The sequence below is a fragment of the Actinosynnema sp. CA-299493 genome, assembly GCF_050946825.1.
Taxonomy (GTDB): Bacteria; Actinomycetota; Actinomycetes; order Mycobacteriales; family Pseudonocardiaceae; genus Actinosynnema.
Genome location: NZ_CP191993.1, coordinates 2,990,627 through 3,010,819, shown reverse-complemented (window position 1 = coordinate 3,010,819; position 20,193 = coordinate 2,990,627). Strand labels below are relative to the sequence as shown.

General features: G+C 72.2%; 4 protein-coding genes. 1 reads left to right on the top strand and 3 read right to left on the bottom strand.

The window, feature by feature from the left end; genetic code table 11:
- Positions 1–96: 96 nt before the first annotated feature.
- A complete protein-coding gene (locus ACQPYE_RS14090; protein ID WP_498721600.1) occupies positions 97–5,436 on the top strand; it encodes a helix-turn-helix domain-containing protein in 5,340 nt (1,779 codons plus the stop codon).
- Between the two features lies 1 nt (position 5,437).
- On the opposite strand, the gene ACQPYE_RS14085 is transcribed toward ACQPYE_RS14090, so the two are convergent.
- The 3 genes from ACQPYE_RS14085 to ACQPYE_RS14075 form a co-directional block, all read right to left on the bottom strand.
- Positions 5,438–5,632: an MbtH family protein gene (locus ACQPYE_RS14085; RefSeq protein WP_498721599.1), complete on the bottom strand. Its 195-nt coding sequence runs from the start codon at positions 5,630–5,632 to the stop codon at positions 5,438–5,440.
- A complete protein-coding gene (locus ACQPYE_RS14080; protein WP_498721597.1) occupies positions 5,629–18,942 on the bottom strand; it encodes an amino acid adenylation domain-containing protein in 13,314 nt (4,437 codons plus the stop codon). The genes ACQPYE_RS14085 and ACQPYE_RS14080 overlap by 4 nt, the downstream gene beginning before the upstream one ends.
- Positions 18,943–19,143: 201 nt before the next feature.
- Positions 19,144–20,154 carry an iron-siderophore ABC transporter substrate-binding protein gene (locus ACQPYE_RS14075; protein ID WP_498721596.1) on the bottom strand — a complete coding sequence of 337 codons (1,011 nt, stop codon included), beginning with the start codon at positions 20,152–20,154 and terminating at the stop codon, positions 19,144–19,146.
- Between the last annotated feature and the right edge of the window lie 39 nt (positions 20,155–20,193).

The following is a 20,193-nucleotide window of genomic DNA, read 5'->3' as shown; positions in this document are numbered from 1 at the left end:
GATCTCGGCTGCCGCTAGCGTGGGTCGACCGGTGGACGTCCCGACAGCGAAGGGACGTTTCCGGGACACCGCAGGGGACACGTCGAGGGGTGACGAGTGGAGCCGTCCGCGCAGGAACGAGCCTTTGCCGCCGAGGTCGAGCGACACCGCGCCACCGCCCGCGTCACCCAGGACTGGGTCGCGCAGCGCGTGGGCCTGTCCCGCTCCAAGGTGTCGGAGGTGTGCGGTGGCCGCTACCTGCCGAGCCGACAGGTCCTGGACGCGCTGATCACCGCGCTGGCCATGGACCGGGAACGGGCGGTCCAGCTGTGGAAGGCGGCGTGGGAGGGCCGCGAGCAACGGCGTGGGGCGGAGCGGTCGAGCCGGCAGGAAGCTCCCGACGACTGGTCGTCGTTGCCCGTCCTGCCCGCCGAGGTCCGGTCGCTGCTGCGGGCGCAGGAAGTCGCTGCCCGCGACCTGCCGTACCGGCTGCCCGGCGCGCGCAAGCCGTCACTGGACACGGTGTACGTCCGCCAGGAACTGGGAACCGGAACCGAGGAAGCCCACGACGACCAGCACCGCACGGAACCGGAGCTGGACGAGCGCGGCCTGCTGCGCGAACGGGCCGCGCCGAAGCCGCGGCTGACCGTCCGACCGCCGGCCCGCACGGTGCAGCAGGCGTTGGACGACGACCAGCACGTCCTGGTCACCGGCGGTCCGGGTCAGGGCAAGTCGACGCTCTCGCTCCGGCTCGCGGGTGAGATCGCCGCGCGGTGGTCCGGCAGCGACGCCGCCGCGCCGTTGACCGAGCCGGTGGTCCCGCTGCGGCTCACCGCCCGCGAGCTGGCCACCCGCCTCGACCTGCCGTTCCCGAAGGCGCTGGTGGAGAGCGCCGCCGCCGAGTACGGCTCGCTGCTGTGGTCCGACGTCAGTCCGGCCCAGGTCGCGGAACGCGTGGCCGGCTGCCGGTGGCTCCTGCTGGTCGACGGCTTGGACGAGGTCGCCGACCCGACCGACCAGAGCCGCCTGCTGCACGTGCTGGAGGCTTGCGCCGCGCCGGGCTCGCCCTACCGCGTCGTGGTGACGACCAGGCCGATCGAGGGCTCGATCCTCGCACCGCTCCAGCGCGCGTCCGCCGCCCGGTACGAGCTGCAACCGTTCGACGAGGAGTCGTTACGTCGCTTCGCGCACAACTGGTTCGACGGCGACCCCGGCGAGGCCGACCGGTTCGTCCGCCAACTCCAGGCCGCCCACCTGGACGAACTGGTCCGCGTACCGCTGTTGGCGACCATCGCGGCGATCATCTTCGAGCAGTTCGGCGACCGGCCGCTGCCGGACAACCAGTACGAGCTCTACAAGGCGTACCTGGACTACCTGCTCACCGCGCGCCCGACCGTTCCCGGCCCGTTCACCCACCTGCGGGACGACTTGCTGGAATACCTGGGCCGCATCCGACTCCAGACCGATACCCCCCTGATGACGGCCGCCCGCACGTGGGTCTCCGAACGCCTGCCCGTGCGGGTGGTCGGGTGGACCGACGAGCTGACGACCTTTCTCATCGACGTAGGACTGCTGGTCCAGCGCGGCGGCGACCTGCGCTTCCTGCACCACAGCTTCGCCGAGCACCTGGCCGCCACGGCGCGTGCCCGTGAGCTGCCTATTTTCTTCACCGCCGACCACGACGACTTCAAGGTCCTGCTGCACACAGCTCTGCAGGGTGATCAGGGCCGCCATGCGCGGGCTGTGCTGCTGCACTACACCCGCCTGCACCCGGACCAAGCCGATCACGTGGTGCGGTGGTTGCACGCGGGCGGCGCGACCCACCACGTCCTGGCGGCGAAGCTCCTCGCCCAGCACCTCCCAGCCGGCCCAGAGGTCGTGGACGACTTCCTGTCCACGACCCGAGCGTGGGCGATGACGACGGAGTACCGGGCTGTCGAGATCCTTGGCCACGCGAGCCGTGCCGCCCACCACCCCGCTCTGGTCCCGTGGCTGCTCGACCTCATTCGCGACGAGGACGCACCTTGGCAGTCCAAGGTCGAGGCGGCCGCTGCCCTGTCCACCCGCTTGCGCACCGCCCACACGTCGGAAGCGGTGGGGTTACTGACCACCGTCACCGACGACGCGACCATCGGGGTGAAGGACCGCCTCGCCGCCGCAGAGGCGCTATCGCAGTGCGGGCCCTCGGAACGCGAGGCGGCCGAACGCGGCCTGCGAGCCGTCCTGGCGGCCCCACACGCCGACGTGTCGGACCACCGCACCGCAGCGGTCGTTCTCGCGTCCCTCAGCGCTGAGGGACGCGCCGACGCCTCGAAGTCCCTGCTCGACTTGGTCGATGACCCTCTCATGCCGAACGGCGACCTCGTTGAAGTGGCGACCGGTTTGGTGGAGATCGGCGTCGAGTTCCACGACAAGTGCGCCGGAATCTTCCGGTCGGTGTTGCGCGATCCGGTCGATTCGATGGTCGGGCGCACGGACGCCGCGATAGCCCTCGCCTCGTTGGGCGCTCAGCACCTGGAACAAGCCGCGACCGCCCTCAGCCTGCTGGTCAGCCAGAAGTGGCTCCACCTGAACGAGCGTGTCACCGCGGCGAAGGCACTGGGTGAGTTGGGTCCGGTGCACCGCATCTCCGCCGGAGAGCACTTGAGAACGATGATGATCGAACCCCGCGTGACGCATTCCGACCGACACACCATTCTCGAGGCGTTGATCGACCTTGGCGTGCTCCACCCCCACGACGCCGCGATCCACTTGCGCGGAACGATCGACGATCACGATGCGGGGGAGAACGCGGTTTACTGGGCGGCCCGAATGCTCGCCGACTTCGGGCCGGAGTACTACGACGAGGTGGCGCGGTACCTGCGGCGCATCGCCGACGACCCGTTGGTGTCCGGCTTCGAGCGGGAGTCGGCGCTCGGTCGGCTGGCGGAGTTGGGCGAACCGCACCGGACCGACGCCATCAGCCGTTTGCGCGGTGATCTCGCCGACCTCGACACCGATCCGAGCCTCCGGTGCGACGCGGCGGACGAGTTACGCCGCCTCGGGCCGGAATTCCACGGTGAAGTGGTGGAGAACCTGCTCGACATCCTCGCGGGTGACCTGGAACCCAATGCCGCCTCCCAGGCTTGGCAGATGCTCGCCTCACTCGAAACCCGATACGTGGAGGCGGCCGACGAAGCACAGATCACTCTTTTGGTCGACAGTCACGACTCGTACACGAGAGCCGACTTCGGGCTCCTGTCGAGAAAGCACGAGAACCTCGACCAAGTCACCGACAAGCTGCTGCACATGATTGCCGACACGAGCGCCCCCGGGCACATTCGCGTCCGAGCGTGCTATCGACTGCTGATACGTCACCGCAGCTTTCACATACCCATATCGACCACAATCATCGAGCTGTGGGGCAAGGACTCGATGGACACCCTGTGTTGGCTGGCAGAAGCTTTCTCAGTAGCAGGACCGCAGGTGCGGGCCCGGTTGGCGGACCACGTTCGGAACGTGATCGTTGCGGACCTGGATCCCGATGTCATTGTCGCCGGAGTGAAGGTGCTGATCACGCTCGGCCACTACGACGAGCCGACCGCGTCGTTGGCGCGTGGTGTCATGCTTGACCACTTGGCTCTGCCGAGCACCCGCGCCCGAGCCGCGACCATCCTGGCTTCGCACGATGTTCGCTCCATCGCGGAAGCGGTCGACGTGGTCCCCCACCTCGTCCTTCCGAGATCACCTTGGTTGTGGAAGGACACGTTGCTGGAACTGGCGCGCTCGGGCGCCGACGTGACGGCACAGGTCGTCGCCCAGTTGAACGGGGATGTCGATACCTACACGAAGCAGCAGAGCGCGGATTTGATCATCGATTTGCGTGGACAACCCACCGAGGAAGCTGCTCGTGAGCTTCGGCGGCTGATCACCGACGATCACCTGCCCTTCACCACGCGCAGCAGCGCCCTCATGACCCTGGCCCGGTTCGAGCCGTCCGCGACGAACGCCATCGGCTACCTGGAGGTGGTCCTGAATGACGGGGATGCCTGGGTTCACGAGCGCGGCCAAGCCGCCCATGATCTGGCCCGACTCGACCGGTCCCAGTGGCACAGGTGCGTCGCGACGCTGAAGCGGTTGCTCCTCCACCCGCTGGTCATCCCGGAGGAGCAGGTCGATCTGGTCGAGAGCCTTCTTCGCCTCAACGCCCTCAAGCCCCACGAAGCCAACCAGCTCGGTCTCGCGGTCGTGCGTCACCCGGCCACATCGGCGCTCATCCGGCGCAACGCCCTTCACTTGATCACCGATCAGGCGAGAGAGGTCGTCCTCCGGGACCTCGTTATGGATATCGCCGCACCGGTCGCGGCACGCCTCCTGGGGCAGGCCGACGGCCCGTTGACCGAAGCGGTGATCACGGCCGCACGTGAGGTGATGACCGCGATCGAGTCGTCCCCCGCCGACCGTGTCGCGGCGGCTGTCGCGTTGGCCGGCTCTTCGCGCGAGTCCGTGCCTGAGGTGGTCAGGGCACTGGTCGAGATGTCCACGGACCGCAGCACCCGGTTCGGCGCCTGGCGCGCGCTGGCAGGTTGTGGCACGTCGCACCGACGTGAAGTGGTGACCGCCGCCCTGCGTGTGGTCGAGGACAAGGCCGCCCCTCTGCACAGCCGGTTCCGATCCGCCGAGTTGGTCACCGAACTCAGGGAAATCCCACCTGCCGAAATACTGGACTTCCTGCGGCGGGTGGTGTTGGACAAGCGGGCTTCCTGGCCACAGCGGCTCGATGCGCTGTTCCGGCTCCGCCACGTGGACGGGGGCGAGGGCATTCGAGCGATCCGCGATGACGAGCGCGTCTCTCCAGCCGTTCGACGGCTCGCGTGCACGCAGTTGATCGACTATCGACCGGAGGACCGGGCGAGAGGAGCCGAAGTGCTCCGGTCGATCGCGGCCGACACCGGGCAACGACCGGCGTTGCGGTGTGCGGCGGCGTCGGATCTCGTGCGATTCGGTGCGCCCGGTCGTGCCCAGGCTGCCGAAATCGCGCACGCGATGGTAAGGGACGAGAAGTTGCCGCTGACCAGCCGGGTTCGGGCGGCCGAGGTGCTGGAGAAGGCGGCGCGGAGCAGGCGGACGGAAGTGCTGGCGATCCTCGATGAGCTGAGCGGCACCGACAACCCGCTGCACAGGCTGCACGCGTTGAAGGCCATCGCGGCCATCGCACCGCTACAAGCGACGCACCCGTTGCGCGCGATGACGCGGGATCGCGATCTCCCGCCGGTGGCGCGGCTGCGCAGTGCCGAGGCACTCGTCGCCAACCACCGGGAGCAGCGCGAACCGGCCGTCATCGCGGCACGCGAGGTGGCGTTCGACGAGCGGGTGCCCGGGCACGTCCGGGTGCGCGCCGCGCGGAACCTCGCCCGGTGGAGCGAGGTGTTCCGCGACGACGCGCGACAGCTGCTTCACGTACTGCTGGGACGCTGATTCAGCGCAGGGACAGGGGGCGCAGGTCGGTCCAGTGCTCCTCGACGTAGGTGGCGCACGCGTCGCGCGTGTCGGGGCCGAAGCGGCTGGTCCAGCCGGCGGGGACGTCGGCGAACGACGGCCACAGCGAGTGCTGGCCCTCGTCGTTGACCAGGACGTGGAAACGGCCTTCGGGGTCTTCGAACGGGTTGGTCACGGCTGGATCCTCCGGTCGGGGTCGGTTGTCGCGTGGTGCAGGTGGCGCAGCACCGCGTCGGCCAGGTGGCGGGCGGTGGCCTCGGTGAACAGGTCGGTCGCGTAGACGAGGTAGCACGGCACCGGGCCGTCGTCCCGCGGTTCGTAGAAGCTGACGGTCAGCTCGGCGGGTGTCGTGCCGGTCGGGACGGCTTCGAGCGAGCCCGTGCCGCCTTCCAGGGTCGACAGGACCGCCTTCTCGTGGTGGACGATCATGACCTGCGGCTCGGCGGGCACCGGCACGTCCGCGTGGTCGAACGCGGCCAGGTCGGTGGCGCGGACGCGGGCCAGCAGCTCGGTGTAGCTGGGGTGGCCGGCGGTGTCCGTGCGCAGCACGACCCGGTTGAAGAAGCAGCCGACCAGGTCGGCCAGCGCCTCCTCGGTCCGCCCGGCCACCATCGTGCCGATCGGCAGGTCCGTGCCGTACGGCGTCAGAGCGGCGGCCACGGCGGCCTGCACCACCATGAACGTGCTGGTGCCGGTCCGGGCGGCCAGCCGGTCGATCGCCGCGTGCAGCGCGGACGGGAGCGAGAACGGGATCACCGCGGCGGGGTGGCGGCCGGGCCGCCGGTCCCCGGAGTACGGCAACGCCAGCTCGGGCAGGTCGCGCAGCGCGTCGCGCCAGAACGCGCGCTGCCCCTCCCCCACCGACTCCACCACTTCCCCCGACCACAACGCGTAGTCGGCGTAGGTCACCGGCAGTTCGGTCCACTGTGGAGCCTCACCGCGCCGGCGGGCCGCGTAGGCGTGCTGGAGGTCGCGGAACAGCGGCACGACCGACCACTCGTCCACGGCGAGGTAGCTCATGGTCAGCAGCAACGCCTGCGCGCCGGACGCGTCCACGAGCAACCGGGCGCGCACGGGCGGGCGGCCGGGCTCCACGGGCTCGGCGGCGAACGCGGGCAGCGCCTCGTCCAGCGCCACCACCGGCTCGACCTCCAGCGGCGGCACCGGGACCGCGCGCTGCGCGGCGCCGTCCAGCGCCGTGCGCAACGGCTCGTGCCGAGCGACGACGTCGGCGTACGCGTCGACCAGGGCCGGCACGTCGAAGGGCGTTGTGGCCCTCAGCGCCAGCGCGTGGTCCCACACCACCGGACCCCGCTGCACGGGGGCCAGCGGCAGGTCCACCGGCCGGTCGAAGCGGCGCAGCGGCGGTCGGGCCGACGTGGCGCCGGTCAGCCGCCCGGCCAGCCCGGCGACGGTGGGCGAGTCGAACACGTCGCGCAGCGCGAGGTCGACCCCGAACACCGACCGGATCTTGCCGACCAGCCGCATGGACGCCATCGAGTGGCCGCCCAGGGTGAAGAAGTTGTCGTGGACGCCCGGCGACACGCCGAGGAGGTCGGCGAACAGCTCCGCGATCGCCTTCTGCTCCGGTGTCACCGGCCGGTCGTCGCCGGTGAGCGCGGACCAGTCGGGCTTCGGCAGCGCACGCCGGTCGAGCTTGCCGTTGGGCGTCAGCGGCAGCGGACCGTCCAGGAAGATCACCGTCGCCGGGACCATGTACTCGGGCAGCCGTTCCGCGACGAGCGCGCGCAGGTCGTCCTCGGTCGAGCCGACGACGTACCCGACGAGCCTGGTCACGTCACCCGTGCGGTCGGCGACGACGGCCGCCTGGGCCACGGCCGGGTGCCGGGTCAGCGCGGCTTCGATCTCGCCGAGCTCGATCCGGAAGCCCCGGATCTTGACCTGGGTGTCGACGCGGCCGAGGAAGTCGAGGTTGCCGTCCGCGCGCCAGCGCGCGCGGTCGCCCGTGCGGTACATGCGGGCTCCGGGCGGGCCGAACGGCGAGGCGACGAACCGGGACGCGGTCAGCGCGGACTGCCCGATGTAGCCGCGGGCCAGGCCGCGACCGGACACGTACAGCTCGCCGACCACGCCGGGCGGCACCGGCCGCAGCCGGTCGTCCAGCACGTACACGGTGGTGTTGGGGTCGGGGACGCCGATCGGCACGGCCGTGTCCCACTCCGGCACGGCCTTCCACAGGGTGGAGTTGACGGTGGCCTCGGTGAGGCCGTAGGCGGCGAGCAGGTCGAGCCGGCCGGCCCAGCGCCCGATCACGTCCGGTGGCACGGTCTCGGTGCCCACCAGGATGGTGGAGCCCTCGGGCAGCTCGCAGTCGGCGGGGAGCGCGGACACCAGCGACGGCGGCAGGATCATGTGCGTGATCCGCCGGTCGCGCAGGAAGTCGGTCAGCTCCGGGCCGGCGACGCGCACCTCGTCCGGCGCGAACACCAGCCGGCCGCCCACGCACAGCGCCATGGTCAGCTCGAACACGGCCACGTCGAAGCCGACGGACGCGAACTGGAGCACCCGGCTCTCCGCGGTGAGCCCCATCCGGTCGATGGCGGTCGCGGCGAGGCTGGCGATGCCCTCGTGCGGCACCACCACGCCCTTGGGCCGACCGGTCGAGCCCGACGTGTAGATCACGTACATCGCCGAGTCGAGCCCGAGCGGCCCGCCTTCCACCGCGGAGTCGTCCAGCGCGGCCAGCTCCGCGACCACGTCCGGGGAGTCCAGCAGCACGGCGGGCGCCGGAACTGGCGCGTCGGACGTGGTCACGACGACCGACGCCGCCGAGTCCTCGATCATGTACGCGATCCGGTCGGCCGGGTGCGAGAGGTCCAGCGGCAGGTAGGCCGCGCCGAGCTTCAGCGTGGCGACGACCGTGGCGACCATGTCCGCCGACTTCGGCACCGCGATGCCCACCACCGACTCGTGGCCGACACCGCGGGCCGCGAGCAGGCGGGCGATCCGGTCGGACCGGGCGTCCAGCCAGGCGTAGTCGACGGAGCGGTTGCGGTCGACCACGGCGACGGCGTCCGGCCTCGCGGCGACGCACCGGGCGAACATCGTCGTGAACGTCTCCTCCGGCACCACCCGCTCGGTCCGGTTGAACTCGTCCACCACGCGCCGGCGCTCGTCGGGCGCGAGCAGGTCCACCGCGCTCACCGGCGCGGACGGCGCGGCCAGCACGGCGTCGACCAGCGTGGTCAGCCGCGCGCCGAGCCGTTCGACGGTCACCCGGTCGAACAGGTCCGTCGCGTACTCCAGCCGGCACACCACCGGGCCGCCGACCACGTCGGTGAAGCTGAACACCAGGTCGAACTTCGCGGTCGTGGTCTCGTGGCCGACCCACGTCACCGGCAGGCCGTCGAACGACCCCGCGTCACCGCCCCGGCCGTGGTAGCCGACCATCACCTGGAACAGCGGGTTGCGCGCCGCCGACCGGGTCGGGTTGAGCCGGTCGACCACGGCCTCGAACGGCACGTCCTGGTGCGAGAACGCGGCCAGCGACGTCTCCTTCACCCGCTCGACGAGCTCGGCGAAGCCCGGGTCGCCCGATAGGTCGGCCCGCAGCACGAGCGTGTTGACGAAGAAGCCGACCAGGTCGTCCAACGCCTCGTCGGTGCGGCCCGCGATCGGCGCGCCCAGCGGGATGTCGTCACCCGCGCCCAACCGGCCGAGCAGGGCCGCGACGGCGGCCTGCAACACCATGAACATCGACGCGCCGGACGTCTGCGCGAACGCCCGCAGCGCGTCGGCCCGCTCCGGCGGGAACACCACCTCCAGGTCCGAGCCGCGGAACGTCGGCCGTCCCGGGCGCGGCCGGTCCACCGGGAGCTCCAGCTCTTCCGGCGCGCCGGCCAGCGTCCGCGCCCAGAAGTCCAGCTGCTGCTCGCCGACGACGTCCAGCACGTCGCGCTGCCACACGGTGTAGTCCGCGTACTGCACGGGCAGCGGGGTCCACCGCGGCGCCTCACCGGTCCGCCGCGCCCGGTACGCCGTCGCCAGGTCGCGCAGGAACGGCCGGTCCGACCACTCGTCGGTGGTGATGTGGTGCAGCAGGATGACGATCAGGTGCTCCTCCGGCGCCAGCGTCGCGACCGTGACCCGCAACGGCAGCTCCGCGCGCAGGTCGAACGGTCGCTCGACCTCGGCGCGCACGATGTCGGGCACCTCGTGCGCACCGGCCGACCGCACCACGACCACGGGCTCGGCGTCGGGCAGCACCCGCTGGAACGGCGTGCCCTCGTGCTCGCCGAACACCGTCCGCAGCGCCTCGTGCCGGTCGACCACGTCACCGACGGCGGCGGTGAACGCGGCCACGTCCAGCGCGCCGCGCACCGTGAACACCAGCGGGAAGTTGTAGGCGGCGGACGTGCCCTCCATCTGCTGGATCAGCCACAACCGCTGCTGCGCCGACGACAGCGGCAGCTCGGCGGGCCGCGGCACGGGCACCAGCGGCGGCCGGGCCGACCCGCCACCGGCCCGCGAAGCGAGTTCCGCGACCGTGGGCGCGTCGAAGAGGTCGCGGATCGCCAGTTCCACGCCCAGCGCCGAACGCGCCCGGCTGACCAACCGGGTGGCGAGCAGCGAGTGGCCGCCGAGGTCGAAGAAGTTGTCGTCCACGCCCACCGCCGGCACGCCGAGCACGTCGGCGAACAGCCCGCACAGCACTTCCTCCGCACGCGTGGCGGCGGCCCGCGACGACGCCGCGCCGGAGACCACCGGCTTGGGCAGGGCCCGCACGTCGAGCTTGCCGTTCACGGTGAGCGGCAACGCGTCCACCGGCATGATCGCGACCGGCACCATGTAGTCGGGGAGGCCGCGCTTCAGGTTCTCCCGCAGCGCGGCGGGTTCCGCCGAGGACACGACGTACCCGACGAGCCGCTTCACGCCACCGGGACCGGCGTCCACCACGACCGCCGCGTGCGTCACGCCGGCCTGGACCGCCAGCGCGGCTTCCACCTCGCCCAGCTCCACCCGGTAGCCGCGGATCTTGACCTGGTCGTCGGTGCGGCCGAGGAAGTCGAGGTTGCCGTCCGCGCGCGCCCGCACCAGGTCGCCGGTGCGGTACATGCGGGTGCCGGGCGGCCCGTACGGGTCGGCGACGAACCGCTCCGCCGTGAGCGCGAACCGGTCGTGGTAGCCGCGAGCCAGACCGACGCCGGCGATGTAGAGCTCGCCGGGCGAGCCGGGCGGCGCCGGCCGCAGGCGCGCGTCCAGCACGTACGCCCGGGTGTTCCAGATCGCCTTGCCGACGGTCGCCGTCTCACTGTCCTCCGTGGACGCGCCGAGCGTGTTGATCGTGTACTCGGTCGGCCCGTACAGGTTGTAGCCGTACGTGCCGGGCGTCTCGCGCAGCCGCTGCCACACCGACTCGGGCACGGCCTCGCCGCCGAGCAGCACCAGCGCGGGCACGTGGCCCTCCAGCAGGCCCTCCTCGATGAGCAGCTGGGCGTAGGTCGGGGTCACGTTGACCACGTCGATGAGGTGCTCGTCGCAGTACGCCACCAGGGCCGACGCGTCCCGGCGCAGCTCTTCGTCGCACACGTGCACCTCGTGGCCCTCGACCAGCCACAACAGCTCTTCCCACGACATGTCGAACGCGAACGACACGGTGTGCGCGATGCGCAGCCGACGTCCACCGGCCGCCGCGATGGCGGGCGCGAAGATCGCCTGCTGGTGGTTGAGCTGCATGTTCGTCAGGCCGCGGTACGGCGTGACGACGCCCTTGGGCCGGCCGGTGGAGCCGGACGTGTAGATCACGTACGCCGGGTGGTCCAGCGAGAACGCCGGCCACTCGACCTCGTCCGGCGCGGCGGGCAGGTCGTCGACGCCCAGCTCGTCCAGGCACAGCGCGTCCGGCACCAGCCCGACCGCCGTGGTCGAGAGCACGCACAGCGGCTTGGTGTCCTCGATCATCATCAGCAGCCGGTCGGCCGGGTGGTCGAGGTCGAGCGGCAGGTAGGCGGCCCCGGTGCGGAGCACCGCGAACAACGCCACCACCATCTCGGTCGTGCGCGGCAACGCGAGCGCGACCACGCGTTCCGGTCCCGCGCCCCGGCTGATCAGCAGCCGGGCCAGGGCGTCGATCCGGTCCTGCAACCCGGCGTAGGTGAGCCGCTGGTCGCCGAACACGAGCGCGGTCGCGTCCGGGGTCCGGCGGGCCTGGGCGGCGAGCAGGTCCGCGATGGTCTCCTCGACCAGCGGGTTCGCGCTGGCGTCCCACTCGGCTTCGAGCGAGCGCCGTTCGTGCTCGGGCAGCACGTCGAGCGTGCCGACCAGCGCCTCCGGCGCGTCGAGCAGCCGGCGCAGCACGGTGGTGTAGCGGGTGAGCAGTGCCCGCGCGGCGTCGGCGGGGAAGACGTCCGGGCGGGACGCGAGCGTGACGCGGGTGCGCGCGCCGGGCGTGATGATGAGCGTGAGCGGGAAGTGCGTGCCGTCCACGTTGGACACTTCCAGCACGCCGTGCCGGGACGCGAACTCGCCCTGGCGGTCGTCGCCGTCGCCGGTGCGCAGCACGAACAGCGTGTCGAACAGCTGCCGGTGCCCGGCCTCCCGCTGGATCTCGCCGAGGCCGACGTGCTCGTAGGACATGAGCGCGGTCCGCTCGGCCTGGACGCGCCGCAGCAGCTCCAGCACGGTCTCGCGGGGGTCGAGCGCGATGCGGGTGGGGATGGTGTTGAGGAACATGCCGATGACGTGCTCGACGCCGTCGACCTCGACCGGGCGGCCCGCGACGGCGGTGCCGAACACCACGTCGTCCCGGCCGACCTGGCTCGCCAGCACCATCGCCCACGCGGCGTTGAACACGGCGTTCGCGGTCAGGCCGTGCTGCCGGGCCCGGGTTCGGACGCGGTCGGTCAGCTCCTCGTCCAGCTCCTCGTGGAACTCGGCCGGGATGACCGGCTCGCGTGACCGGTCGACGGGCGCGACCAGGGTCGGCTCGCGCAGGCCGGACAACGCGGTGCGCCAGGCGTGCAGCGCCGCGTCGTGGTCCTGCCGGGCCAGCCACGCCAGGTAGTCGCGGTAGGTGCCGGGCGGCGGCAGCTCGGCGTCGACGTCGCGGTACAGCTCCAGCAGCTGCTCCAGGAACAGCCATGCCGACCAGCCGTCCCAGAGGATCAGGTGGTGGGTGATGACGAGCCGGTCGCGGCCGTCGGGCAGCCGCAGCACCAGGAACCGGCACAGCGGCGGTGCGGCCAGGTCGAACCGCTCGCGCCGGTCGGCGGCCAGCAGCTCCGGCGCCTCGGCGTCGTCCGCCTCGACCACGCGCAGCGGGATCTCCAGGCCGGGTGCGATGAACTGCACCGGTGACGGCACGCCGTCGCTGGTGAACCCGGCGCGCAGGCTCGGGTTCCGCTCCAGGAGCGCGGCGCCCGCGCGGCGCAGCCGGTCGACGTCCAGCCGGCCGGCGAAGTCCATCGTCTCCTGGGAGAGGTAGACGTCGAGCGCGCCGGTGTCGTAGCTGGAGTGGAAGTACAGGCCCTCCTGCAACGGCGAGAGCGGCCACACGTCCTCCGCCTCGGGCAGTGCGGCGCGCTGGTCGTCGGTCAGCACGAGCAGCGGCGCGTCGGCGGCGGTGGTGGCCGCGGTCGCCTCGACGGCGGCCAGCGCGGCGACCGTGCGGTGCTCGAACACGTCACGGGGGCTGATCCCGATGCCGAGCCCGCGCGCCCGGCTGGACACCGCGATGGACGTGATGCTGTCGCCGCCGAGCACGAAGAAGTCGTCGTCCACCCCGAGGTCGGCCAGGCCGAGCACGTCGGCGAACACCTCGCACAGCAGGCGTTCCCGGTCGGTTTCCGGCGCACGTCGGCCGGTCTTCGCGAGGGTCGGCGAGGGCAGCGCGGCCTGGTCGAGCTTGCCGCTGGGGGTGAGCGGGAAGTCGGCCAGCGCCACGACCGCGTGCGGGACCATCGCGGCGGGCAGGGCGTCGGCGACGCCGGCCCGCACCGCGTCGAGGTCGACGTCGGCCGGCGTCACGTAGCCGAGGAGCTGGTCGCCGCGGGCGATGACGGCGGCCCGTCGCACGCCCGGCTGCTCGACCAGCGCGGACTCGACCTCGCCCAGCTCGATCCGGTTGCCGCGCACCTTGACCTGCCGGTCGGTGCGGCCGAGGTAGACCAGCACGCCGTCCGGGCGGCGCACCACCAGGTCGCCCGTGCGGTACATGCGTTCGCCGGGCGCGCCGAACGGGTCGGCCACGAACCGCTCGGCGGTGAGCGCGAACCGGCCGTGGTAGCCGAGGGCGAGCTGGACGCCCGCCAGGTACAGCTCGCCCGGCACGGTCACCGGCACGGGCCGCAGGAACGGGTCGAGCACGTGCAGCCGCGTGTTCCAGACCGGGCGGCCGATGGGCACGGCCGGGTCGGGCGCGGCGTCGTACTCGAAGTGGGTGACGTCGACGGCGGCCTCGGTGGGGCCGTAGAGGTTGTGCAGCGGCACGGCGGTGAGCGCGAGCCACCGGCCGGCCACGTCGCCGGTCAACGCCTCGCCGCTGCTGAACGCGCGGCGCAGGCTCGCCGACCACGACCTGTCCTCGTGCACCTCGGGGACGCCGAGGAACGCGGCCAGCATGGACGGCACGAAGTGCAGCGTGGTGATCCGCTCGCGGCGGATCAGCCCGGCGAGGTAGGCGGGGTCGCGGTGGCCGTCCGGCTTGGCGAGCACGACGGCCGCGCCCTCGCACAGCGCCCAGAAGAACTCCCACACCGAGACGTCGAAGCTGGAGGGCGTCTTCTGCAGCACGCGGTCGTCGGCGGTGAGGCCGTACTCGTGCTGCATCCACGCCAGCCGGTTCACGATCGCGCGGTGCGTGACGACGACGCCCTTGGGCCGCCCGGTCGAGCCTGAGGTGTAGATCAGGTAGGCGGGCTGGTCCGGGTGGGGCGCGGGGAGGTCGGCGGGCGGGGTCGAGGTGTCGACGCAGTCCTCGGGCCGCAGGACGGTGGTCGCGCCGGAGTCGGCCAGCATGAACTCGACGCGCTCGGCCGGGTAGTCGAGGTCGAGGGGCAGGTAGGCGGCGCCGGCCTTGAGCACGGCCAGCAGCGCCACCAGCAGCTCGGCGGACCTCGGCACGGCGACGCCGACGACCCGGTGGCCGTGGAGCGTGCCCGCCAGCGCGGTGGCGCGTCGGTCCAGTTCGGCGTAGGTGAGGGTGACGTCGCCGTAGACGACCGCGACGGCGTCGGGGGTGCGGGCGGTCTGCGCGGCGATGCGGCTGACGAGCGTGCCTTCCGGCACGTCGGCGGTGGTCGCGTTGAGCTGGTCGAGCCACTCGGCTTCGGCGTCGGAGACGAGGTCGAGGCTCGCCACCGGCCGGTCGGGGGTGGTGGCGAACGCGGACAGCAGCCGGACGAGTCGTTCGGCTGCCCGGGCGACCTCGGCGTCGGGGAGGCGGTGCTTGAGGCGCAGTTCGATGCGGTCGCCGGGCATCGCGATCAGGGCCAGCGGGTAGTGCACCTGGTCGCGGATCTCGACGTCGTCGACCACGTCGGGGAAGTTCTCGACCACGACGAGGGTGTCGAACAGCTCGCCGTGCCCGGTGACGCGCTGGATCTCGGCGAGGCCGAGGTGCTGGTGGTCCAGCAGCCGCGCCTGCTCGCTCTGCAGGTGCTGGAAGGCGGTCGCGAGGCTGTCGTCCCCCCGCCACCGCTGGCGGACGGGGACGGTGTTGATGAACAGCCCGACCGCGTTCTCGATGCCGGGCACCTCGGCCGGCCGGCCGGCCACGGTGGTGCCGTAGACGACGTCCGCCCGACCGGTGAGGCCGCCCAGGAGCAGCCCCCAGGCGCCGTGCAGGACCGTGCTGAGCGTCAGACCACGCCGCCTCGCCTCACCGACGAGGGCCGCGCTGAGCTCGGCGGACAACCGGACCCGGTGCTGCCCGTGCCGCGGCGACACCTCGACTGACGGCAGTGCTTCGCCGGCGTCCCCTCCCAGGGGACCCCTGCTGTGATTCTGCCGGCCGGGGCCGACGGTTCCGGGCCGCGCGGAGGAGGTTGTGGACAGACCGGCGATCCTGGTCGGCTCGTCCACATCGGACAGGGCCGCGCGCCAGGCCTCGTGCGCCGCGGCGCGGTCGCGGCTCGCCAGCCACGCGAAGTAGCGCCGGTGGTCGACCGGCTCCACCCGGCCGCCGACCAGCTCGCGCCGCAGCAGCCCGACCGACCACCCGTCCAGCAGGATGTGGTGCAGCGTCAGCACCAGCCGGTCACCGTGCCGGGCCGCGCGCAGCAACGGCGGCCGGGACAGGTCGAACGGTTCGGCGCGCTCCGCCGCCAGCACGGCCTCGACGTCATCGGTGGCCGGGTACTCGCGCCACGGCAGCGGCAGCGCCTCCGCGATCACCTGCTCCACTCGCCCGCGATCGGTCTGGTGGAAACCCGCCCGCAGCAACGGGTGCCGGTCCAGCAGCCCCTGCACGGCCTCGCGGCCGACGTCCAGGCTCAGCACTTCCTGCACCACGTAAGAATCGTCGGTGTCGTACTGAGCGTGGAAGAAGAAGCCCTCCTGCAACGGCGACGCCGGCAGCACGTCCGACGAGAACCCGTCGAGGGAGAGCTCGGCGCCGACCGCCCGCGCCACCCGCGCCAACCCGGCCGCGGTCCGGTGCTCGAACACCTCGCGCGGCGTGAACTCCAGGCCCGCGGCACGCGCCCGCGACACCAGCTGCATCGTGACGATGCTGTCGCCGCCCAGCTCGAAGAAGTTGTCGTGGATCCCGGGTGTCAGCCCGAGCACCTCGCCGACCAGGTCCACCAACGCCTGCTCGACCGGGTTCGTGGCCGGCGCGTCACCGGCCAGGGCGGTCCAGTCCGGCTCCGGCAGGGCGGCGCGGTCCAGCTTGCCGTTCGGGGTCAGCGGCAGCGGCCCGGCCATCGGCACCACCGCGGACGGCACCATGTACTCCGGCAGCGCCGAGGCGACGTGCTCGCGCGCGTCCACCGGCGAGGCCGTGCCGACCACGTACGCGACGAGGCGCTTCACCCGGCGGTGGTCCTCCCGCACCAGCACGGCGGCCTGCGCGACCTCCGGGTGCGCCATGAGCACGCTCTCGACCTCGCCCGGCTCGATCCGGAACCCCCGGATCTTCACCTGGCCGTCGGACCGGCCCAGGAAGTCGAGGGCGCCGTCGGCGCGCCACCGGGCCCGGTCGCCCGTCCGGTACATGCGGGAACCGGGTCCGGCGAAGGGGTCGGCCACGAACCGGGACGCGGTCAGCGCCGCCTGTCCCCGGTAGCCCCGCGCGAGCCCGCGCCCACCGACGTACAGCTCGCCCTCGACGCCCACCGGCACCGGCCGCAACGCCGAGTCGAGGACGTAGCAGCGGGTGTTCGGGTCCGGCACGCCGATCGGCACCGGACCGGTCCAGTCCGGCCGGGCGGCCCACAGCGTGGAGTTCACCGTGGCCTCGGTCAGGCCGTACGCGGCGACGACCCGCAGGCGGCGCGCCCACCGGGCGATCAGCTCGGTCGGCACGGTCTCCGTGCCCACGATCAGCACGGCGCCGGCGGGCAGCTCGCACTCCGGCGGCAGCGCGGCGACCAGCGACGGCGGCAGGATCATGTGCGTGGCCCCGTGCGCGGCGACGTAGGAGGTCAGCTCCTCCCCCGCGACCCGCCGGTGCGACGGCACGACGACCGCGCGACCGCCGACGCCGAGGGACATGCACAGGTCCCACACGGCCACGTCGAACCCGACGGACGCGAACTGCACGACCCGGCTGTCCGGCGTGATCCCGATCCGGTCCAGCGCGGTCGCGATGAGGCTGCCGATGCCCTCGTGCGTGACCACGACGCCCTTGGGCCGCCCGGTCGAGCCGGACGTGTAGATCACGTACGCGGCCTGGTCCAGCGCGATGGGCAGGCCCAGGTCGGAGCCGTCGTCGGGCAGCTCGAACCGCGTCTGCGGCGTGATGACCAGCTTCGCGCCCGAGTCGGCGACCATGTGGTCGACGCGGTCGCGCGGGTGGTCGAGGTCCAGCGGCAGGTAGGCCGCGCCCGCCTTCATCACCGCGAGCAGCGTGACGACCAGGTCCGCCGAGCGGGGCAGGGCCACGCCCACCACGTCCTCGGCCCGCACGCCCGAGGCGACGAGCGCGCGGGCCAGCCGGTTCGCGGCGACGTTCAGCTCGGCGTACGTCAAGGACACGTCCTCGCACACCACCGCGACGGCGTCCGGGCGCAGCGCGACCTGGCGCTCGAACGCGCCGGGCCACGTCACCTCGTCCACCTCGCGCGGTGACGTGCCGAGCTCCAGCAGCCGGGCGCGTTCCGCGTCGTCCACCAGGTCGATCGACGCCACCGGCTGGTCGGGGTCGGCGTCGAGCACGCGCAGGAAGCGGCGCTGGTGGTCGGCCAGTTCCGCCGGGGTGCACACGGCGGCGTTCGCCTCGAACGTCACGACCAGTCGGCCGTCGGCGCGTTGCAGGAACGACGTGGTGAGGTCGTTGACCGGTCCCAGCGACAGCATGTGGAACGCGGGGTCGAGGTCGGCGAAGCCCATCTCCCGGCCGAAGCCCAGGTAGTTGACCGTCGGCCCGACCAGCTCGGGGATGCCGTCGCGCAGGCCGAGCTCGCGGGCCAGGTCCTCGCCGCGGTAGGCGCTGCGCGGGACGACCTCGCGGATCTCGCGGTCGACGTCGGCGATCAGGCCGGTGATGGTGCTGTCCGGCCGCACGGTGACGCGCAGCGGCAGCACGGTGGACGCCATGCCCGGGGTGACCCGGCTGACCGCGTCGCGCCGACCGGTCACCGGCATGGCCAGCACCAGGTCGGACGCGCCGGTCACGCGGTGGGTGTAGGTGGCGACGGCGGCGATGACCTGCCGTGACGTCAACGGGGTCGGCAGCTCGACGGTGCGGCGGATGACCTCGCGCACCTGCCCGGCGGCCCGCGGCACGAGCCGCACCGGCTCGGGGTGGTCGGCCATCTTCGCGTGCCAGAACGCCCGGTCGGACTCCCGCGCCGGCGAGTCGCGGTAGGCGAGGTCCGCGTCGACCAGCGCTCGCACCGGCTTCGACCGCGGCTCGGTGTCGCCCTCGTACAGCTCGCCGGCCCGGCGGGTGATCAGCACGCAGCCGTAGGCGTCGACCACGAGGTGGTGGTAGCGCTGGTACCAGAGCACGTGGTCGTCGGCGATGCGCAGCAGCGCGTGGTGGAACAGCGGGCCGGTCGCGATGTCGGTCAGCCGCGCCATGTCGTCGTCCATCCACGCCCGCGCGTCGGCGGGCGAGTCGAACGACCGCAGCGTGACGTCGGTGGTCGGCGGCGTCGGGACCTGGCCGTCCTCGGTGAACCGGACGTGCAGCGCGCCGGTCTCGCCGATCGTCTGCCGGACGGCGGCTTCCAGCCGGTCGTGGTCGACCGGTCCGCGCAGCTCCAGGTACCACGCCACGTTGTAGACGGGGTTGTCGGGCTCCAGCTGCTGTGCCAACCAGACACCCGTCTGAGCACCGGTCAAGGGCAGCACCACGGTCACGACCTTCCCGTTCCTTCCCGACATCCCTCTTCACACACCGCGGGTGAGGGCGCACAACGGCACCCCCACCCGCGAGGTCGCGTCGGTCGTTCGCGCTTGATTTGCGGTGATCACGCTTTTCGATCGCCGGAAATCAGGCGCGAACGACCGACTTCCGGGCGACCTCGCCGCCGTCTGCGGAGCAGCGGCAATCCAACACAGCTAGTTCTTGATCGCTTCCAGCAGCGGCACGACCTGCTCGATGCCGTAGGGCACGCTCAGCACCGTGTTGAACGACATGGCCGCGCCGATCGGCGGGTCCATGTAGGTGAGGAACAGGTCGCGCTTCTCGCTGACGACCTTGAGCCGCTGGTAGGCGGGCACGGACTTGACCCGCTCCCACGCGCTCTGGTCGAACATGAGCCACACCAGCCGGTCGGCGTCGAGCAGGTCGAACCGCTCCTCGCTGAACTCGGCCACGTTCAGCTGGCCGGCGAGCTTGCCGATCTCGTCCACGAGGGTGAAGCCCAGCTCCTTCATGAAGATGGCCTTCGGGTCGGTCGGCGCGAACGCGGAGTACTGGCCGGGCTTGAAGCTGTCGGCCACCACCATCTTCTTGCCGGCCCACTCGGGGTGCGCGGCCTTGGCGTCGCCGAACTTCTTCGCCACGCCGTCGATCAGCGCCCGCGCTTCCTCCTCCTTGCCCAGCGCCTTGCCGATGTGCAGGGTCTGGTCCTGCCACGGCGCGGCGTAGTCCGGGAACGCCTTGGGCTGCGCGACCACGGGCGCGATCTTGGACAGCGTGTCGTACTGCTCCTGCTTCATGCCGGAGTAGACGGCGAGGATCAGGTCGGGCTTGAGCGCGGCGACCTTCTCCAGGTTGTACTCGTCGCGCTCGCCGACGATCTCGGGCTGGGTGTCGCCCCAGAGTTCCTCGGTCCACGGCCAGTTGCCGTACGGCCGCTCCTTGAACCAGTCCACGACGCCGACCGGCTTGACGCCCAGGGCGAGCGCCGGCTCCTGGTCGGACAGGCCGAGCGTGACGACCTTCTTCGGCTCGGCCTTGATCTCGGTGGTGCCGTACTTGTGCTCGACCGAGACCGGGAACGCGCCGGTGGGGGCGGAGTCGGTCTGGCTCGTCCCGCCGGAGCCGGCGTCGCCGCCGCCCCCGCAGGCGGCCAGCGCCAGCGCCGCGACCGACACGGCCGCGACCAGCTTGAACTTCGTGGACATCACAGGGTTTCCCTTTCGGAGGCGCGGCGGCGCCGCTGT

Excerpts from the sequence above, each read along its gene's own strand:
- ACQPYE_RS14075 (WP_498721596.1), bottom strand. The coding sequence starts at position 20,154 with ATGTCCACGAAGTTCAAGCTGGTCGCGGCCGTGTCGGTCGCGGCGCTG.